Source organism: Halorubrum persicum (assembly GCF_002727125.1).
Taxonomy (GTDB): Archaea; Halobacteriota; Halobacteria; order Halobacteriales; family Haloferacaceae; genus Halorubrum; species Halorubrum persicum.
The window spans coordinates 66,207-82,289 of sequence record NZ_NHOA01000147.1; the positions used below are offsets into that span (position 1 = coordinate 66,207).

Annotated in this window: 18 protein-coding genes; 9 read left to right on the plus strand and 9 right to left on the minus strand. The window is 70.3% G+C overall.

Features of this window, described 5'->3' with window-relative positions; translation table 11 throughout:
• Window positions 1-9: 9 nt before the first annotated feature.
• The 6 genes from DJ69_RS16005 to DJ69_RS16030 form a co-directional block, all read right to left on the minus strand.
• Window positions 10-318, minus strand: coding sequence for a 30S ribosomal protein S24e (locus DJ69_RS16005; RefSeq protein WP_099256522.1), 309 nt, complete (start codon window positions 316-318; stop codon window positions 10-12).
• A 95-nt stretch (window positions 319-413) separates the two neighbouring features.
• Window positions 414-992 (minus strand): GTP-dependent dephospho-CoA kinase family protein, encoded by a 579-nt coding sequence (locus tag DJ69_RS16010; RefSeq protein ID WP_099256523.1) that lies wholly within the window; start codon window positions 990-992, stop codon window positions 414-416.
• A gap of 40 nt (window positions 993-1,032) precedes the next feature.
• Complete coding sequence (gene spt4, locus DJ69_RS16015; protein ID WP_099256524.1) at window positions 1,033-1,230, minus strand: transcription elongation factor subunit Spt4; 198 nt, start codon at window positions 1,228-1,230, stop codon at window positions 1,033-1,035.
• On the minus strand, window positions 1,230-1,805 hold the full coding sequence (locus DJ69_RS16020; protein WP_008007806.1) for a DNA-directed RNA polymerase: 576 nt from the start codon (window positions 1,803-1,805) through the stop codon (window positions 1,230-1,232). Before DJ69_RS16020 ends, spt4 begins: the two co-directional genes overlap by 1 nt.
• 22 nt (window positions 1,806-1,827) lie before the next feature.
• Entirely contained in the window at window positions 1,828-2,298 is a 471-nt protein-coding gene (locus DJ69_RS16025) for a PIN domain-containing protein (protein WP_099256525.1), read from the minus strand.
• A gap of 1 nt (window position 2,299) precedes the next feature.
• Entirely contained in the window at window positions 2,300-3,544 is a 1,245-nt protein-coding gene (locus tag DJ69_RS16030; protein ID WP_099256526.1) for a translation initiation factor IF-2 subunit gamma, read from the minus strand.
• A 187-nt stretch (window positions 3,545-3,731) separates the two neighbouring features.
• On the opposite strand from DJ69_RS16030, the gene DJ69_RS16035 reads away from it, so the two are divergent.
• On the plus strand, window positions 3,732-4,220 hold the full coding sequence (locus DJ69_RS16035) for a DUF5810 domain-containing protein (protein WP_099256527.1): 489 nt from the start codon (window positions 3,732-3,734) through the stop codon (window positions 4,218-4,220).
• Between the two features lie 36 nt (window positions 4,221-4,256).
• The gene (locus DJ69_RS16040; protein ID WP_099256528.1) at window positions 4,257-4,694 is read left to right on the plus strand and encodes a DUF5809 family protein; all 438 of its coding nucleotides are present in this window, start codon (window positions 4,257-4,259) and stop codon (window positions 4,692-4,694) included.
• A gap of 132 nt (window positions 4,695-4,826) precedes the next feature.
• Here the strand turns inward: DJ69_RS16040 and dpsA are convergent, their stop codons facing one another.
• Entirely contained in the window at window positions 4,827-5,375 is a 549-nt protein-coding gene (dpsA, locus tag DJ69_RS16045) for a DNA starvation/stationary phase protection protein DpsA (protein WP_099256529.1), read from the minus strand.
• Window positions 5,376-5,544: 169 nt separating this feature from the next.
• Between dpsA and DJ69_RS16050 the strand changes: the two genes are divergently transcribed.
• Together DJ69_RS16050 and DJ69_RS16055 are read left to right on the plus strand one after the other, a co-directional pair.
• On the plus strand, window positions 5,545-6,981 hold the full coding sequence (locus DJ69_RS16050) for a HEAT repeat domain-containing protein (protein WP_099256530.1): 1,437 nt from the start codon (window positions 5,545-5,547) through the stop codon (window positions 6,979-6,981).
• 69 nt (window positions 6,982-7,050) lie between these two features.
• Window positions 7,051-8,790: a phospholipase D-like domain-containing protein gene (locus DJ69_RS16055; RefSeq protein WP_180271847.1), complete on the plus strand. Its 1,740-nt coding sequence runs from the start codon at window positions 7,051-7,053 to the stop codon at window positions 8,788-8,790.
• A gap of 36 nt (window positions 8,791-8,826) precedes the next feature.
• Here DJ69_RS16055 and DJ69_RS16060 read toward each other — a convergent pair whose 3' ends face one another.
• Window positions 8,827-10,773 carry a DHH family phosphoesterase gene (locus DJ69_RS16060; RefSeq protein WP_099256531.1) on the minus strand — a complete coding sequence of 649 codons (1,947 nt, stop codon included), beginning with the start codon at window positions 10,771-10,773 and terminating at the stop codon, window positions 8,827-8,829.
• 150 nt (window positions 10,774-10,923) lie between these two features.
• Between DJ69_RS16060 and DJ69_RS16065 the strand changes: the two genes are divergently transcribed.
• The 5 genes from DJ69_RS16065 to DJ69_RS16085 all read left to right on the plus strand — a co-directional run bounded on the left by DJ69_RS16065 (window position 10,924) and on the right by DJ69_RS16085 (window position 14,361).
• Complete coding sequence (locus DJ69_RS16065) at window positions 10,924-11,445, plus strand: Mov34/MPN/PAD-1 family protein (protein ID WP_099256532.1); 522 nt, start codon at window positions 10,924-10,926, stop codon at window positions 11,443-11,445.
• Window positions 11,442-11,903: an adenylyltransferase/cytidyltransferase family protein gene (locus DJ69_RS16070; RefSeq protein WP_180271848.1), complete on the plus strand. Its 462-nt coding sequence runs from the start codon at window positions 11,442-11,444 to the stop codon at window positions 11,901-11,903. The genes DJ69_RS16065 and DJ69_RS16070 overlap by 4 nt, the downstream gene beginning before the upstream one ends.
• Before the next feature lie 115 nt (window positions 11,904-12,018).
• Window positions 12,019-13,422: a heme o synthase gene (locus DJ69_RS16075; protein WP_099256534.1), complete on the plus strand. Its 1,404-nt coding sequence runs from the start codon at window positions 12,019-12,021 to the stop codon at window positions 13,420-13,422.
• A 48-nt stretch (window positions 13,423-13,470) separates the two neighbouring features.
• On the plus strand, window positions 13,471-13,713 hold the full coding sequence (locus tag DJ69_RS16080; RefSeq protein WP_099256535.1) for a SelT/SelW/SelH family protein: 243 nt from the start codon (window positions 13,471-13,473) through the stop codon (window positions 13,711-13,713).
• Window positions 13,714-13,815: 102 nt separating this feature from the next.
• Window positions 13,816-14,361, plus strand: a complete 546-nt coding sequence (locus tag DJ69_RS16085) for a hypothetical protein (protein WP_099256536.1) — start codon at window positions 13,816-13,818, stop codon at window positions 14,359-14,361.
• An 8-nt stretch (window positions 14,362-14,369) separates the two neighbouring features.
• On the opposite strand, the gene DJ69_RS16090 is transcribed toward DJ69_RS16085, so the two are convergent.
• On the minus strand, window positions 14,370-16,083 hold a 1,714-nt coding region (locus DJ69_RS16090; RefSeq protein ID WP_099256541.1), incomplete at its 5' end, for a heavy metal translocating P-type ATPase.

The window sequence follows — 16,083 nt, forward strand, 5'->3', positions numbered from 1 at the left end:
CCGGCGTGGTCAGGCCTCTTCGGCGTCCGCGTCGCCCTCGCCGCCGATCTTGTTGCGTTCGAGCATGTACTCCTGCTCGACATCGAGCGCGTCCTCCGCGTTGTCGTACACCTTCGCGTAGCCGACCGTCTTGCGCATGCCGAACTTCGTGTCCAGTTCGTGGACGACGACCTCCTCGGAGGCCTTGTCCAGCTTGGCCGCGAGCGAGTCACGGACCGACAGACGGGAAGGCGTCGCCTCCTCGTGGGTCGTCTCGAAACGAATGTCCGTGCGGTGCAACATCGGGTTCTCCTCTTCGGAGATGATATCGACGTCCATGGTTCAGTTACGGGTATATCGCCTCGAAAGCTGTAAAAGGATTTCGAAGCGGGGGTGCTGCCGGCGGCGAGCGTTCGGCGGTCTCCGCCCGGATCTCACGTATCTCCGCCGGGGCTCCGGCCGAGCGCCTTGTAGGCCGCCTCGATGTCGCCGTCGAGCGCCTCGAACAGCTCTCGGGCGTTCTCGCGGGTCTCCGGCGTGACCGCGACGCGGACCATCCCCTCGCCCGGCTGACCGTAGACGACGCTCGCACCGTCGGGGGCGGCGAGAATCGCCGGGAGGGTGGCCAGATCCTCTTCTCCGGTCACCTCGATGATAACCGGGTCGTCGTCGGAGAGCGCCTCGGAGAGCGCTTCGAACAGTTCCGCCGACAGCGACGCGGGGGGGTTCTCCACCGGGATCCGGCGGGCGTTCGCGGCCGTGAGCGCGGACTCGATCGCCGCGTCGACCGCCTCGCGCTCGGTCTTTCCGTCGATCAGCGCGACGTCGGGGACGCGCCCCGCCTCCCGCAGGTGGTAGGTGACCACGTCACCGACCGCGATGATGGGGGCGTCGGGCGCGACCCGCTCGCCGCGGGTCTCCGCCGCCCCCGCGAGCAGTTCGTCGGCGTCCGTCGTCACCGGGCCGAGCGGCTCCTTGAACGCGTCGCGCAGCGAGTCGGGGAGTGTGAGCATGGTGGAGTGGTGGCCGAAACCGTCGCCGCGAACCGCCGTCCTATCTGACTTTCAGCGCGTACGAGCCGGGCTTCGTGACGTTCATCTCGTCCGCGATCTGGCTCTCCTCGGGCTGGGTGATGATGACGTAGCCCGCCCAGTCCTCGGTGAGCGACGACGACCCGCAGTGTTCGCAGGTCTGTGAGTCGGGGTCGTTGACGTGGTGGCACTCACGACACGCCAGGCGGTCTTCGGCCATCAGTCGGCCTCCTCACCGGTCTGTTCGCGGTGTTGTCGCTGCCCCTCCAACCACTCGTGTTTCCCGAGGCCGGGCTGTTTGGCGGTGAGCCCGATCTTCGAGTCGCGCGGGTTGCGCTCGTCGATGCTCTTGGTCACCACGCGCACCCGGACGGCGTCGTCGACGCCGAGGGTCTTGTCGGAGTCGGAGGAAGCGAGCTGCTGGTTCGCCCCGTCAAAGGTGAGGTACTCGTCGGTGATCTGCGAGACGTGCAGCAGGCCGTCGACCGGGCCGATGCCGACGAAGGCACCGAACTCGACCGTCTCGACGACCGTGCCGTCGGCGACCTCCTGCATGTCCGGGTCGTACGTCAGCGCGTCGAACTCGGCCTCGTAGTAGACGCCGGGGCGGTTGTGCAACACCGCGCCGTCGCCGATGTCGTGGACCTCGATGACGCTCACGACGCTCCCCACGTCCTCGTCCATTCGTCCTTCCAGTTTGTCCTGCAGCAGGGCTTTCACCCGCTCGTCGGTGACGTCCGCCAGGTGTTTCGGCGGCACCTCCACCGTATCCTTGAGTCGAACTCGTTTGTACATATTCGTTGGTTGTCCGCGTCCGCTAGGGTTCCGTTATCGCCAGTGTGTTCCGACCCCTTAAACCGATTACTGGTGCGCCCGCCTCCAGCACTCGGTTCGCCAGCGGTCGATCGTTGGTGACGACGCCGTCGACCCGGCCCTCGGAGACCAGTTCGACCAGCGCGTCGTCGGCGTACGATTCTGTCGTCTCCACCGCTTCCGCCCGGGTCGCGAGGTCCGCGCCCACGCTCGCCGCGGTCGCCGCCTCGCCGTTGCCGCCCTGCAGCCGGTCCAGCTCCGACACGACCGCCGTCGGGACCACGACCTCGTAGGCGCCGAGGAGCCGATCGAGCTCCTCGAACAGCCGGAGGTCGGCCTCGACCGGCGCCATCAGGGCGCTCGCGTCGAGCGCGACGAGCGGAGCGCCGTCGGGACCGTCTCCCGCGAGCCCCTCGGAACGGGCGCCGCCCGCGGGAGTCGGCTCCGGATCGTCCGCGCGGGCGTCGTCGACCACGCTACGACAGCGTCCCGACGCCGATGAGCCGCCAGCGCGCGCCGACGCGCCGGTTGATCGCGATCTGAGCGCCCTCCTCGGCGCAGACCGGACGCTTGAGGCTCACTTCGCACTCGCCGTCGCGGGCGCTCGTCACCGCGCCGACCGTGGTCGCGGTGCCGACCGTGAGCATCAGCGGCTCGCCGGTGTTGATGTCCTCGATGTCGCTCTCGCCGCTTTCGTCGTCCTCCTTCCCGACGACGCGGTCGAGGAGGTCGACCTGCATCTCGAACTCGTTGCGCGTCGGCGGGAGCGTGCCGGGCTCGCCGGCGACCTGTCCCGCGAGCGCGTCGCCCTTCGTCAGGCTCGGGTCGAGTCCGGTGCCGACGCCGAGCAGCCCGCCCGGACGGGCGGACTCCACGTCGTTGCTGCCGGCCTGCAGCGAGCGCACCGTCGTTTCGAGCGGGCGCCACTCCGTCTGGCCCTCTTCGTCGACCTCGCGGCCGGGTCGGATCTCCAGCCCGTCGCCGACGGACAGCTCGCCGCTGACGAGCGAGCCGCCGACGACCCCGCCCTTGAGGTCCGCAGCGGTCGCGCCCGGACGGTTGATGTCGAACGAGCGGGCCGCGTACATGCGGGCGCTCTCGCCCGGGTCGCGGTCGGGGGTCGGGATCTCCGTCTCGATGGCGTCGATGAGCAGGTCGAGGTTGACCTCCTGTTGCGCGGAAACGGGGACGATCGGCGCGTCCTCCGCGACCGTGCCCTCGACGAACTCCTGGATCTGCTGGTAGTTGTCCACCGCGCGGTCGCGGTCGACCAGGTCGACCTTGTTCTGCGCGATGACGACGTTCTCGATCCCGATGAGATCGAGCGCCATCAGGTGCTCTTCCGTCTGCGCCTGCGGGACGTCTTCGGTCGCGCTCACGACGAGCACGGCGCCGTCCATGATCGATGCGCCGGAGAGCATCGTCGCCATCAGCGTCTCGTGGCCCGGCGCGTCGACGAACGAGACCGTCCGAATCGGCTCGCTCTCGGAGCCGTCCTCGCACTCCTCGTCGACGGTGTAACACTCGGGCGCGTCGACGCCGGGACAGCGCCGGAACGTCGCGTCCGCGTATCCCAGCCGGATCGAGATGCCGCGTTTCATTTCCTCGCTGTGCTGGTCGGTCCACGAGCCGGACAACGCCTGCACGAGCGTCGTCTTCCCGTGGTCGACGTGACCGACGAGACCGATGTTCACCTCCGGTTGTGTGTTGGCTTCAGTCACTGTTGGACCTCCTAACGGAGTAGTCTTATGCGAAATTCGCCCCGTGCGAGTGATAAAGTTGCTGTTATAGCCGCGGAAGACACCCGGTGGCGGGGGAGGGGACGACGCCGCCGACACCGGCGGCGGCTCGCGAGCGCCTCCCGGTCCGACGCCGATTTACGAGCCGGGGTCGTAGGGCGGCTCACCAATGGGATACGCGTGTCCGGTGTGCGAGATCCCGCAGCGCGACGGCGAGCACCTCGCCCACCACCTCGCGTTCACGGCGATGTTGCACGGCGGAGATCACGAGGCGTGGCTCGACGACCACGCGCCGGACTGGGGCGACCGGGAGCCCGCGGAGCTCGCGGCCGAGGTGACGCCGCACGCCGAGGCGGCCGAGTACCACGAGGTGTTCGAGGACACGGTCGATCGCGGGCGACCGAACGTCGATCTCGGAGCGCACGACGGCGTCGGCGCGGGCGGTCAGGGAGGTCACGCGGGCCACGACCACGCGGGCCACGACCGTACCGCCGGCGGCCCGGGAGCCGTCGATTCGGCCGGCGGGACCGATCCGCAAGTGGCCGAGGCGATCCGCGAGGCCCGCGAGATGGCGCGGGAGGCGGGCGAGGACGAGGACGGCGAGAGCGACGCGGCCGCCGGCGACGACGGCGACGGTGCCGACGAGCCGTCCGCGTAACGGAACGCCCTTTTCAGTCGACGGTGAACGGCGGGTATGGACACCAGAGGGACGTTCGCCCCGGAGACGCGCGCCGACGCGCTCGAGCGGTACGAAGACGTCGGGCCGGTCGCACAGGTCGTCGTCCGCGAGGCGACGAAGGCGATGTCGTTCGACGCCGACGAGTACGACGAGCGAGTCACGCCCGAGGTGGTCCGGACCGCGCGCGACGCGACGTTCGCCGAGCTGCTCGCAGTGCACGTCGGCGGGGAGGGGGAGTTCGACGAGTGGCTCGCGGAAAGCGACTTCGACGAGGACGACGTGGTCCAGCTCGGGTCCGACAACGTCGACAACGTGGTGTGGCACCCGATCCCCTTCGCCGACACCGTGATCGCGGCGACGTACCAAGAGGAACCGGACGCGGCCGCGAGCACCCTCCGCCGGAACGCGTTCGGTCGGGTGTACCGCGAGGAGTTCTACGAGTCGGGGCGCTAGCGCTCTACGGGTCAGGGCGTCAGGGAGTCAGGATAGGTCGTGTCTTCCCACGTGGGCGCCGCTATCTTGCGAAAACGGAGAAATGCGAGGCCGCAAACGGGAGACCGCCGGCGATCGCCGGATCGCTGACGCCTATTCGAGCGTGCCCTGCGTGACGAGAGTGTCGTCCTCCAGGTAGTGCTCGATGTGGTGGCCGTGCTCCTCGACGTCTTCGAGGATCTCGCGGAGCTGCTCTTCGGTGTTGTAGTCGCCGAGGTTGTTGGCGAGCTGGATGTGCTCGCGGAGCTGCTCGATGATGTCGCCGAAGATCTCCTGGTCGTTCTCCAGCGAGGTGCGGATGTCGTAGGCGTCGGCGTCCTCGGGGCTCACCGGCGCGTGCTCCTCGTAGTTCGCGCCGCCCGAGAGCGGCACGCCGCCGAGCGCCTGCGCGCGCTCCGCGAGCACGTCAGCGCCCTCTTCGAGGTCCGCGGCGACCTCGCCGAGGTACTCGTGGATGTCGTGGAACTCGGCGCCCTCGACGAGCCAGTGGTGCTTTTTCACCTGGTGGTAGAGGACGTACGTCGCCGCGAGATCGGAGTTGAGCGCGTCGACGAGCTGTTCAGCCTTCTCTTCAGGAATGCGCAGCGCTTCGCTTTCGTGGACGTCTCCGTACTGTTGACGGGCCTCTTTCTGCGTGCTCATGTCTACTTCCGACTACGCGCGCCACCCACTTAATCGTTTTTACTTTAACAAGAAGAATTTCTAATGTTGAAAACGTTTTTCTAAGAAATGCAATTTCGATCTGTACCCGCCGCCGATACCGCCCGCGAAGGGAAACGTCTTAATGGAGTACGCGTCCAGTTTGTGGTGTATGAGCAACGGCGACGACGACCCGGCCGACGCCTCCGAGGGGGCCGACGCCGCAGACGACGCGGAGGAGGCAGGCGGCGCCGGCGAGTCGACGGACGCGGCCGCCGCGCCGACGCTTCCCGACGAAGCGACCGAGGAGTCCCTGAACGAGTACCTCGACGAGATCGCGGATCGCCTCGACGACGCCGAGACCGAGGCGGACCTCGACGACATCGACGCACTCCTCGATGACGCCGAGGACGGCCTCGAGGAGGCCGATCTCCCCGAACCGGACGAGGACGACGAGGACGCCGACGACCCGCGCGGCGACCTCGAATCCCGGATCGAGGAGCTTCGTGACGGCGTCGAGGAGGCCCGCGGCCCCTACGCCGAGGACGTGGTCGACGCGGTCGAAGGGGCGGCGTCGACGCTCGAAGACACCGAGTGGACCGCCGCCGGTCGCGACGACGCCGCGGACGCGGTGGTGGCGTTCCTCGACGCGGCGGCGGACGCCGTCGACGACGGGGTCGACGCGGACGAGATCGAGCCGGATACCGCCGACCTCGAGGCGGCCGACGCGGACGCCGCCGAGGGAGCCGACGGCGACCGGATCGAAGACCTCGTCGCGGCGCTCGACGCCGTCGCCGAGGCGGTCGCGGACGCGGACCTCGACCCGGACGACGACGCCGAGACGATCTCGGCCCTGCTCGACGCGACGGACGGGCTCGAGGCGGGTCTCGACGACGCCGAGGAGTGGGACGACCTCGAGACCCACGAGCAACTCCGCGCGCAGGGGTACTACGACGTGCTCGGCCACTACAAGGACTTCCCCGTCGAGTGGGCCGCGCTGAAGGAGCACGAGGCGCGGGGCAACGTCGACATGATCCTGCTCGCGCTCGACTCGCTGCAGTCCGACTTCATGGAGCGCCACTGCCTCGAGGCGCTCGAACGCATGGGGAAGCGCGGAAAGACCGAGGCGTCGGTCGAAGAGCTGCTCGGCCGCGCCGAGAAGCGCAGCCAGCCGGCGATCCGGATCCTCGGCAAGATGGCGGCCGACGAGGCGACCGAGACCCTCGTCGACTACGTGCCGGAGGACTCGAACCCGCAGCTGCAGAAGGCCGTGTTCAAAGCCCTCGGCGAGATCGGCGCCGCGGAGGCCGTCCAGCCGCTCGCGAACGAGCTGGACCCCGAGGGCGACACCGCCGACCTCGTGCGCCCCCACGCCGCCCGCGCGCTCGGGCTCATCGGCGACACCCGCGCGATCGACCCCCTCGCCGACGCGCTCGCCGACGACGACTCCGACGACGTCCGCGCGGCGGCCGGCTGGGCGCTCCGCCAGATCGGTACGCGCGAAGCGCTCGAAGCGGTCGCCGAGTACGGGGACGAACACTCCTTCATCGTCTCCACCGAGGCCGAGAAGGCCGAGCGCGCGCTCGACGAGCCGGCGCCGACCGCGTAACGCCGGGGCGTCAGCACCCCGACGCCGTCCGACCGACTCCTCTTATCGCATGCCGCGGGCAGAGATTCTGTGTCGCCCGCACCGTCCCACCCCGCAAGCGGCTCGATCGCGAGCGTCACCGCCGTCGCGCTCGCGCTGCTCGTCCTGACGGCCGCCACGCCGGCCTCGGCCGCGAGTGGCGTCGGGACCGACACGGCGGTCCCCGCGCCCGACCCGAAAGGCGTCGCCGAGCAGTCGAACGACCGCCCGGAGAACCGGACGCTCGTGGCGATGCAGCCGCGGATCCTCGAGCTGTTTCCGAATCCGACGGCGACCGGGAACCGCGGCGAGTACCTGGTCGTCCGCCTCCCCGAGCGGGGGAACTGGTCGCTCTCCGACGGCTACCACGAGGAGCCGATCCCGGCGAACGCGACCGGCGTCGTCGCGCTCTCGATGGACCCCGCGAACGCGACGGCGCTGCTCGACGACGAGACAGCGGTAGCCGGGAGCGGCGGCGTCGGCGAGCCGGAGCTCCGGGCGCTCGACGGCTACTTTCCGCTCGCCGCGTCGGGCGACCGGATCGCGCTTCGCCGCAACGGAACGGCGGTCGCGGTGGTCGACTACGACCGCGCGCCCGAGGGGCACCGCTGGCGCGCGGACTGGGGAGAGTGGCGGCCGCGCGGGTACGACCCGCGGCCCGCGGCCAGAACGGAAAACGCGACGGTGACACCCTTCGTGTTGCCGGACAGCCCGGAGGTACCCGTCGAGCCGCTCCGCGCGGCCGACGACCGCCTGCTGCTCGCCGGCTACACGCTCGGGTCGGAGCGCGTCGCCGACCTGCTCGTCGCGGCCGCCGACCGCGGCGTCGACGTGCGGGTCCTCGTCGAGGGGTCGCCTGTCGGCGGGTTCTCGGCGCGGAGCGCGCGGCTCCTCGACCGGATCGCGGCCGCCGGCGTCGAGGTGCGCGTGCTCGACGGCGACCCCGAGCGGTTCCGCTTCCACCACGCCAAGTACGCGGTGGCGGACGACCGCGCGGTCGTCCTCACGGAGAACTGGAAGGCGTCCGGGACGGGCGGGCGGACCAACCGAGGCTGGGGCGTCGTCACCGGGCGCTCTCGGGCGGCGGCCGCCGACGAGACGACCGCGGACGACCTCGCCGCACTCTTCCGTGAGGACGCGGCGGCGGACGACGCCATGCCCTGGTCGGAGTTCCGAAACGACACCGAGTTCCACGGGTCGGGCAAAGCGAACGGGAGCTATCCGACGCGGTTCGAGACGCCGGCGCCGTCGACGGCGGACGTCGAACTCCTGACGACCCCGGGGAACGCCGCCGATCGCCTGGTCGCGCGGATCGACGCTGCCGACGACCGCGTGTTGGGCGTGGTGCCGCGGACCGGCGGACCGGACAACCGGATCGTCCGCGCGCTCCGACGGGCCGCCGACCGCGGCGTCGACGTCCACCTGCTGGTGTCCGGCGCGTGGTACGACCGGGAGGCGAACCGCGCGCTCGTCGAGGCGCTCGAAGGCGAGCCGATCGAGGTGGCCGTCTCCGAGCCGCGCGGTCGGTTCGGGAAAGTTCACGCGAAGGGGCTCGTCGTCGACGACACCGCCGTCGTCGGGAGCCTCAACTGGAACGAGGGCGCGGCGACGGAGAACAGGGAGGTGTTGCTCGCGATCGAGGACCGGTCGGTCGCGGAGTTCTACGCCCGCGCGTACGCGGCCGACTGGCGGGGTGGGGGCGTCCACCTACCGGTCGGGTTGCTCGGCGGGCTGGGAGCCGCTCTGGCGGGCGCTGGAGTCGTCGCGCGTCGAGAAGTAGCGTTCGTGTGAGGGGGCGCCGCGGGCGAAGGCCCCCTTCGGGCCGCGTCAGTCGTCGATCGCCGCCGTCGACGAGAGCGCCTCGTCGATCTCCGCGTCGGCCATCTTCTCGACGAGCGTCTCGATGACGGCGCTCCGTCGCCCCTTCACGAACTTGATCGAGCCGACGACGAGGTGGCCGCCGCCCGAGACGCCCGCCTCGGGAAGCTCCTCGTTCAGCTCGGTCACCATGTTCGGGATGTCGAGCCGGACGCCGTCGGACCGGAGCACGCAGAAGTCGGGACCGTAACCGATGGTGATGACGGGGTCGCCCGTCTCCTGGACGCGGGTGTCGTGGAGCTCGCCGGTCGTCTTCCCGGGCGCGGGGTACGTGAACCGGTGAGCGTACTCGTCTAAGTCGATGCGGTAGAGGTGTGCCCCGGAGGCGAGCCGCTCGTGCTCGACGTGGTCGTCGACGGCGTCGAGCTGGCGTTGCACGTCGCGGTGGGCGCGCTCGGAGAGGAACTCGACGAGCTCCTCGTGGCGGTCCTCGTCCTCGCACCCCACGTTGAGGGCGTCGTTGACCAGCGTCTTCCCCTCGGAGTAGCGGAGCCAGTGCGCGGCGTAGTCGAGCGCCTCGCCGATGTCGAGTAAGTCGGACTCGTCGTAGCCGGCCTCCTCCGCGAGCGCGACGTAGTCGTCCATCGCCTCCGCCTTCGAGCGGTCGGAGAGCCCGGCGACGGCGGGGACGTGTTCGAGCTCCTCGGTGATCGACGGGTCGATGAGCCGGGCGAGCTCGACGCACATCATCCCCGTCGTGACCCGGTAATCCTCGTCGTGGAGGTACGGGTTCACGTGGGCGTCGAGCAGCGGTTCGACCGCCTCGGGGTCGGGGTGGTGGTGGTCGACCGCCGCGATGGGAATGTCGTAGTGCGCGAGGTTCTCGTAGGCGGGCACGTCCTCCTCGGTCGAGCCGTTGTCGAGCATCAGGAGGAAGGGGAGCTTCTGCCCGTGGCGGGCGCGGCCCTCCAACGCGAAGTTCAGGTCGCGGGTCACGTCCTCCATCTCGTAGTACGGCGCCTTGCTCGGGAGCCGCTTGAACAGGTGTCGGGCCGCGTCGGGATCCTCGTGCACGTCGCGGACGAAGTTCTCCAAGGCGAGCTGAACGGGGATCGCGGCGCACATGCCGTCGCCGTCGGCGTGGTGCCGGACGCGGATCGGGCGGCCGGAGAGGACGGTGCGACGGAGCAGGCGGGCCAGCTCCCGGAGGTCGTCGTGGATCGGCTCGAACGCCTCCCACTCGACGAGCGGCTCGACGTCGGCCGGCTCGGCGCGCTCGTCGAGAGCGGCCTCGAAGCGCTCGCGAGCCTCGGTCGCCCGCTCCTCGGGAAGCCGCTTCAGCGAGTCGACCTCCAGCTGGAGGGCGTTCTCGCGCGTCTCGATCGTCCCGCTGACGTGGACCATGTCGCCGACCGCGACCTCCGGATACGCCCTGACGCCGGCCTCCTCGAAGGCCGCACAGGAGACGACGCCGGAGGCGTCGGCGACGGCGAAGATCGTCGGACCGCCCGTCTGTTTCGCCTGGACGACCTCCCCTTCGACGGTGACCTCGTCACCGGGCGTGAGCCCGCGGACGCGGGAGACGGTCGGCTCGTGAGCGACGGTCTCAGTGCGGTAGTCGGCGGCGGCCACGTCGTCGAACGCCACGTCGCCGTTCTCCTTCACCTCGGTGAGTCGGACGACCAGCCGGTCGCCGACGGCGTAGTCGTCGTCGAGGTTCGACTCGTGGACGAGCCCCGAGAGGGCGTCGGAGACGTCGACGAAGATGCCGTAGTCGACGACGCCGTTGACCTCGGCGTGATACAGCGCGTCGACCGCGGCGTCTTCGAGGGTGCAGTCCGGTGCCAGATCGTAGACGATCGGCCGGTCGTCGGCCGTCCCCTCCGCCGCGTCGGCGTCGGGTTCGGGGCTCGAATCGCCCCGCATGCCGGAATCCCCGGCGGTGTTCTCGCTCATGGGCACTTCTCGGGAACGGCCGATGTTAAGCCTGTTCTCTCGCGTCTCGGGGGGGTCGGGTGCAGCGAACCGGCCGTTCGGACGGCCGATCGACGACCGCCTGCTCCGCGGTCCGGAATCCATATGGGGCGACGGTGCCTTCGCTCGCGTATGCGACTGTTCCGCTCGGACGAACTCCTCGGGATCGCCCGGGAGACCATGGAGTTCGTCCTCGAGGCGAGCGAGGAGAGCCACCCCGACGAGTACATGGGGTTCCTCCGCGCGGACGACGCCCGGAAGCTCGACCTCGATCGGGACGGGCAGGTGATCACCGACGTGCTCGTCATCCCCGGCACGGAGTCGAATCCGACGAGCGCCACCGTCCGCACCCACATGAAACCGAACGACATGCGCGCGGTCGGCTCCGTTCACTCCCACCCGAACGGCGTGCTCCGGCCGAGCGACGCCGATCTCGCGACGTTCGGACAAGGTCAGGTCCACATCATCGCCGGCGCGCCGTACGGGTGGGGCGACTGGAAGGCGTTCGACAACGAGGGGGCCCAAACGACCCTCGACGTGCTCGACGTGGAGGTCCCCGACGAGCACTTCTTCGACTTCACACAGGAAGACATCGACCGCGAGATCAGCGAGGAGCGACGCGACGCCGGCGGTCTCCTCTCGTGGTTCCGATGACACGGGTCGTCGCGCAGGGGACGTTCGACCTGCTTCACCCCGGCCACGTGCACTACCTGGAGAACGCGGCGACGTACGGCGACGAGCTCCACGCCATCGTCGCCCGCCGTCCCAACGTCACGCACAAGCCGGCGCCGATCCTCTGTGCCGAGCAGCGCCGGGACATGGTCGCCGCGCTCGGCGCGGTCGACGAGGCGCACCTCGGCCACCCCGAAGACGTGTTCGTCCCCATCGAGCGCCTCGGTCCCGATGTGATCGTGTTGGGGTTCGATCAGCACCACGACGAGGGGGACATCGCCGAGGCGCTCGCCGAGCGCGGCATCGACTGCCGGGTGGAGCGCGCCTCGGCCCGAGATCCCCGGTACGAGGACGAACTGCTCTCCAGCGGCGACATCGTCGATCGGATCGTAGAACGGCGGGGGCCGGACCGCGACGGCGACTGCGGCGACCGGGGATAGCCGCGGGACGGGAACGACGACCGCGGACGAGAGAAGCGGCCGCAGTCGCAGCGACGAACGCGGACGGTACGGTGAAGCGCGGAGCATATATGGATCGGTTCCTAAGATTGCCCAAGTGACGATACCCGACCGATTCCCCGCGGTTCTCGCGGCGGCGGCGATGGGCGTCTACCTCCTCGTCGTCGTGGGGGCCACCACCTCACTCACGGAGGCGGCGAGCGCCTGCGGTGGCTGGCCCGCCTGCGGGAACGGCGCCGCGCTCCCGACGGCGACCGAAGGCTGGATCGCCCTCGGGCACCGCGCCCTCGCCGTCGTCGTCGGCCTCCTCGTCGCCCTCTCCGCGGCGCTGGCGTGGCAGGACGGCGCCGACCGGCGAGTCCGGGGCGCGCTCGCCCTCGCCCTGGTCGTGTACCCCGCACAGGCCGGCGTGGGCGCGCTCGTCGCCGTCGGCGAGCTCCCGGCCGCGGTCGGTTCGCTCCATCTCCTCCTCGGGATGGCCATCTTCGGGGCCGTTCTCGCCGGGCTCGCGTGGTGGCTGGAGGCCGAGACCGGCGACCCGGACGACGCCCCGGTCGACTTCGAGCCCGGGACAGACGACCTCCCGCCGGTCGAGGATGCGCCCGATCCGGACGTGCCGACCGCGACGATTCCCCGGCTGCGGGCGACCGCGGCGGCGTACTTCCGGCTGATGAAGCCGCGGCTGATGTGGCTGCTCTGCCTGGTCGCCGCCGCCGCGATGGCGCTGGCCGGCGGCCCCGGGTTCACGCCGTACGCGGTCACCGCGACGCTCGTCGGCGGCGCGCTCTCGATCGGCGCCTCCGGGACGTTCAACCACGTGCTCGAGCGCGACGTGGACAAGCGGATGCAGCGCACGAACGACCGCCCGCTGGCGACCGACCTCGTTCCGGTTCCTCACGCGCTCGCGTTCGGTGGGCTCCTCACGCTCGTCTCGCTCGGCCTGTTCTGGGCGGTGAACCCGCTGACCGCGGCGCTCGGCCTGGTCGCCATCGTGTTCTACAGCGTCGTGTACACGCTCATCCTGAAGCCGAACACGGTGCAAAACACCGTGATCGGCGGGGCCGCCGGCGCGCTGCCGGCCCTCATCGGTTGGGCGGCGGTGACCGGCGAGATCGGCGGTGGCGGCCTGTTGCTCGCCCTCGTCATCTTCCTGTGGACCCCCGCACACTTCTACAACCTCGCGTTGGCCTACAAGGACGACTACGAGCGCGGCGGCTTCCCGATGATGCCCGTGGTCCGCGGGGAGACGACGACGCGCCGCCACATCGTCTGGTACCTCGGCGCGACCCTCGCCGCGGCGGTCGCGCTCGCGGCGGTCGCCGAGCCGCTCGGCGCGCTCTACGCCGTCGTGGGCGTCGCCGTCGGCGGGCTGTTCCTCTGGGCGGTCGTCCGGCTCCACTACGAACAGACCGAGGACGCGGCGTTCCGCGCGTTCCACGCGTCGAACGCCTACCTCGGCCTCCTACTGTTCGCCGTCGTCTTCGACGCGCTGGTGATCTGATCGCGGCAACGGCCTATTTAACATCGCTCGCACCCTACCATCGCTCGCATGACACGCATCGAAGTCGAGTACTGCGTCCCGTGCGGCATGTTGAATCGCGCCCAAGACGTCTCGGAGGCGATCCTCAAGCAGTTCGGCGAGCGAGTCGACGAGGTCGCGCTGATCACGGGTGACGACGGCGTGTTCGTCGTGCGCGCCGACGACGAGATCGTCTTCGACAAGACCGAAGACGAGTACGATGTCGACGCCATACTCCGCGCGGTCAAGCCGTACGTCGGCGCGACGGCGTAACGGCGCGGACACTAACGGCGCGGACGCCGACGAGACGGTGCGGCGGGGAAGAACTGCTTACGCCGGGACACGTTTATTATTTCACGTTAACAACCCACACAGATGACCGATCAATCGGTCGACATTCAGGACGGCGGCGAGGGGGGTGGCCATCGATCGACGAGAGGCGAGTCCGCGGATCGGTCGGTCGCCGAGCGCGAGTGGGTCCGTCGCGTGTGGTACCGCTCCCGTATCGGCCTCGTCGTGATCGGGGTAGACCTGCTCTTGATGGTCCTCCTCATGGGCGGCACGGTCGTCGCGTACGAGGTGCCCTTCTCGGAGCTGGACCGAATCGCCGAGGGGATCGTCCCGCCGTACGTGTACGCGTTCAGCCTGTTCGGTGCGCTGGGGTTCGTCTTCACGGCGCTGATCGAGGAGTTCGACAGTTCGACCGGCGACCTGCTCCGGTACAACTTCCGGCTGCCCGCCGCCCTGCCGCTCGGCGTCGGGATCTATCTGCTGTCGGGCGTCATCCTCGGGAACAGCGCGTCGGAGTTCCCGCTCGTCGCGGGGACGGTCTTCCTCGCCGGGTTGTACGTCAATCTCGCGTACAAGCGCCTCGGCGCGCTGGCGCGGCGGCTCCTTCCGGGGCGGCGGAAGAACGGCTGACGATCGGATCACTCACGCGTGTCAGCCTTGTACACGGCGCGCGCGGAGTTCGACACCACGAGGAGGCTGCTCGTCCCCATCGCGACCGCGGCGAACAGTGGATTGAGGACGCCCGAGACGGCCATCGGAATCGCGACCGCGTTGTAGACGAGCGCCCACCCGAGATTCTGCTTGAGCCGGCGGTTCGTCCCGCGAGTGATCGCGAACAGCTCCGGGATCGCCGCGAGGCGGTCCTCCAGCAGGACGGCGTCGGCGGCGTCGGCGGCCAGATCGGTCCCGCTGGCCACGGAGATACCGATGTCGGCGGCGGCGAGCGCGGGCGCGTCGTTGCTCCCGTCGCCGACCATCGCGACGCGCTCGGTCGCGGTCAGGCGCCGGACCGTCTCCGCTTTCCCCTCCGGCGGGACCGCCGCGAACACCTCGTCGACGGCGGGATGGTCCGCGAACCGTCGGGCCGCGGCCGGAGCGTCACCCGTGAGCACGACGATCCGGCGCCCGTCCGCCGCGAGGTCGCCGACGACCTCCTCCCAGCCGTCACGCACCTCGTCGCCGACGACGAGCACCCCCCTGACGGTCCCGTTCCAGCCGACATACACGGGAACGCGGCCGGCCTCGTGGGCCTCTTCGCCCACCGTGTCGAGCTGATCGGGCACACTCCACCCGTCGCCCTCGAACAGCGAGCGGTGACCGACAACGACCTCGTCGCCGTCGATCCGGCCGGAGACCCCCCTGTCGGTGACCGTGGCGTCTGCGGCGGCGGACGGCGGCTCGGTTCCGGTCGGCGTGTCGGCGTCGGTCGGTGATTTGCCGTCGATCGCGGTGCCGTCGTCGGTCTGTGTGCCGCCGTCGGTGGCTGTGGTCGAGCGGGCAGGGGACTCGCCGCGTTCCGCCTCGCCCCCCTCCGTCCCCGCGACGATCGCCTCCGCGATCGGGTGGACCGAGGCGCGCTCCAGCGCCGCGGCACGCCTCCGAACGGTTTCCGGGTCCGCCCCGTCCGTCCGGGTCTCGATCAGCCGCATCTCCCCGTCGGTGAGCGTGCCGGTCTTGTCGAGGACGACGGTGTCGACGTCGGCGGCCTCCTCGAAGACGGCGTCGGAGACGATCACGATCCCCCGCCGGGCCGCGTCGCGGATCCCGGCCGCGACCGCGAGCGGGGACGCGAGCCCGAGCGCGCACGGACACGAGACGATGAGCACCGTGAGGCCGATCAGCGCCGCCTCGGTCGGCGCGGCGCCGAGCGCGAGGGTCGCGCCGGTCGCGAGGACCGCGACGGTGACGACGAGGGGGACGAACACCGTCGCGAGCCTGTCGACGAGTCGCTGGATCCCCGACCGGGAGCTCTGGATCTCCCAGAGCATCCGCACGAGCGTGTCGAGCGTGCTCTCGGCGTCTTCGCCCACCTCGACGACCAGCGGAGCGTCGGTGACGACGGTGCCGCCCCGGACCGCGTCGCCCTCGCGCTTCGTCGCCGGGAGCGACTCGCCGGTGACCAGCGCCTCGTCGACCGCGGCGCGTCCGTCGGCGACAGTCCCGTCGAACGGGACGCGCTCGCCGGGGCGCACGAGCAGGCGATCGCCGGGATCCACCGCGTCGGCGGCGACCGTCTCACCCTCCTCGGTCCGGATCTCCCGATCCATCGCGGTCGTCAGCCCCGAGAGGGCGCCGGTCGCGCGCCGCTTGATCAACGACTCGTAGTGGTTGCCGGCGGTGACCACCAGGATG

Coding starts and splice junctions, on each gene's coding strand:
- DJ69_RS16005 (WP_099256522.1), bottom strand. CDS start 318: ATGGACGTCGATATCATCTCCGAAGAGGAGAACCCGATGTTGCACCGC.
- DJ69_RS16010 (WP_099256523.1), bottom strand. CDS start 992: ATGCTCACACTCCCCGACTCGCTGCGCGACGCGTTCAAGGAGCCGCTC.
- spt4 (WP_099256524.1), bottom strand. CDS start 1,230: ATGGCCGAAGACCGCCTGGCGTGTCGTGAGTGCCACCACGTCAACGAC.
- DJ69_RS16020 (WP_008007806.1), bottom strand. CDS start 1,805: ATGTACAAACGAGTTCGACTCAAGGATACGGTGGAGGTGCCGCCGAAA.
- DJ69_RS16035 (WP_099256527.1), top strand. CDS start 3,732: ATGGGATACGCGTGTCCGGTGTGCGAGATCCCGCAGCGCGACGGCGAG.
- DJ69_RS16040 (WP_099256528.1), top strand. CDS start 4,257: ATGGACACCAGAGGGACGTTCGCCCCGGAGACGCGCGCCGACGCGCTC.
- dpsA (WP_099256529.1), bottom strand. CDS start 5,375: ATGAGCACGCAGAAAGAGGCCCGTCAACAGTACGGAGACGTCCACGAA.
- DJ69_RS16050 (WP_099256530.1), top strand. CDS start 5,545: ATGAGCAACGGCGACGACGACCCGGCCGACGCCTCCGAGGGGGCCGAC.
- DJ69_RS16060 (WP_099256531.1), bottom strand. CDS start 10,773: ATGAGCGAGAACACCGCCGGGGATTCCGGCATGCGGGGCGATTCGAGC.
- DJ69_RS16065 (WP_099256532.1), top strand. CDS start 10,924: ATGCGACTGTTCCGCTCGGACGAACTCCTCGGGATCGCCCGGGAGACC.
- DJ69_RS16070 (WP_180271848.1), top strand. CDS start 11,442: ATGACACGGGTCGTCGCGCAGGGGACGTTCGACCTGCTTCACCCCGGC.
- DJ69_RS16080 (WP_099256535.1), top strand. CDS start 13,471: ATGACACGCATCGAAGTCGAGTACTGCGTCCCGTGCGGCATGTTGAAT.
- DJ69_RS16085 (WP_099256536.1), top strand. CDS start 13,816: ATGACCGATCAATCGGTCGACATTCAGGACGGCGGCGAGGGGGGTGGC.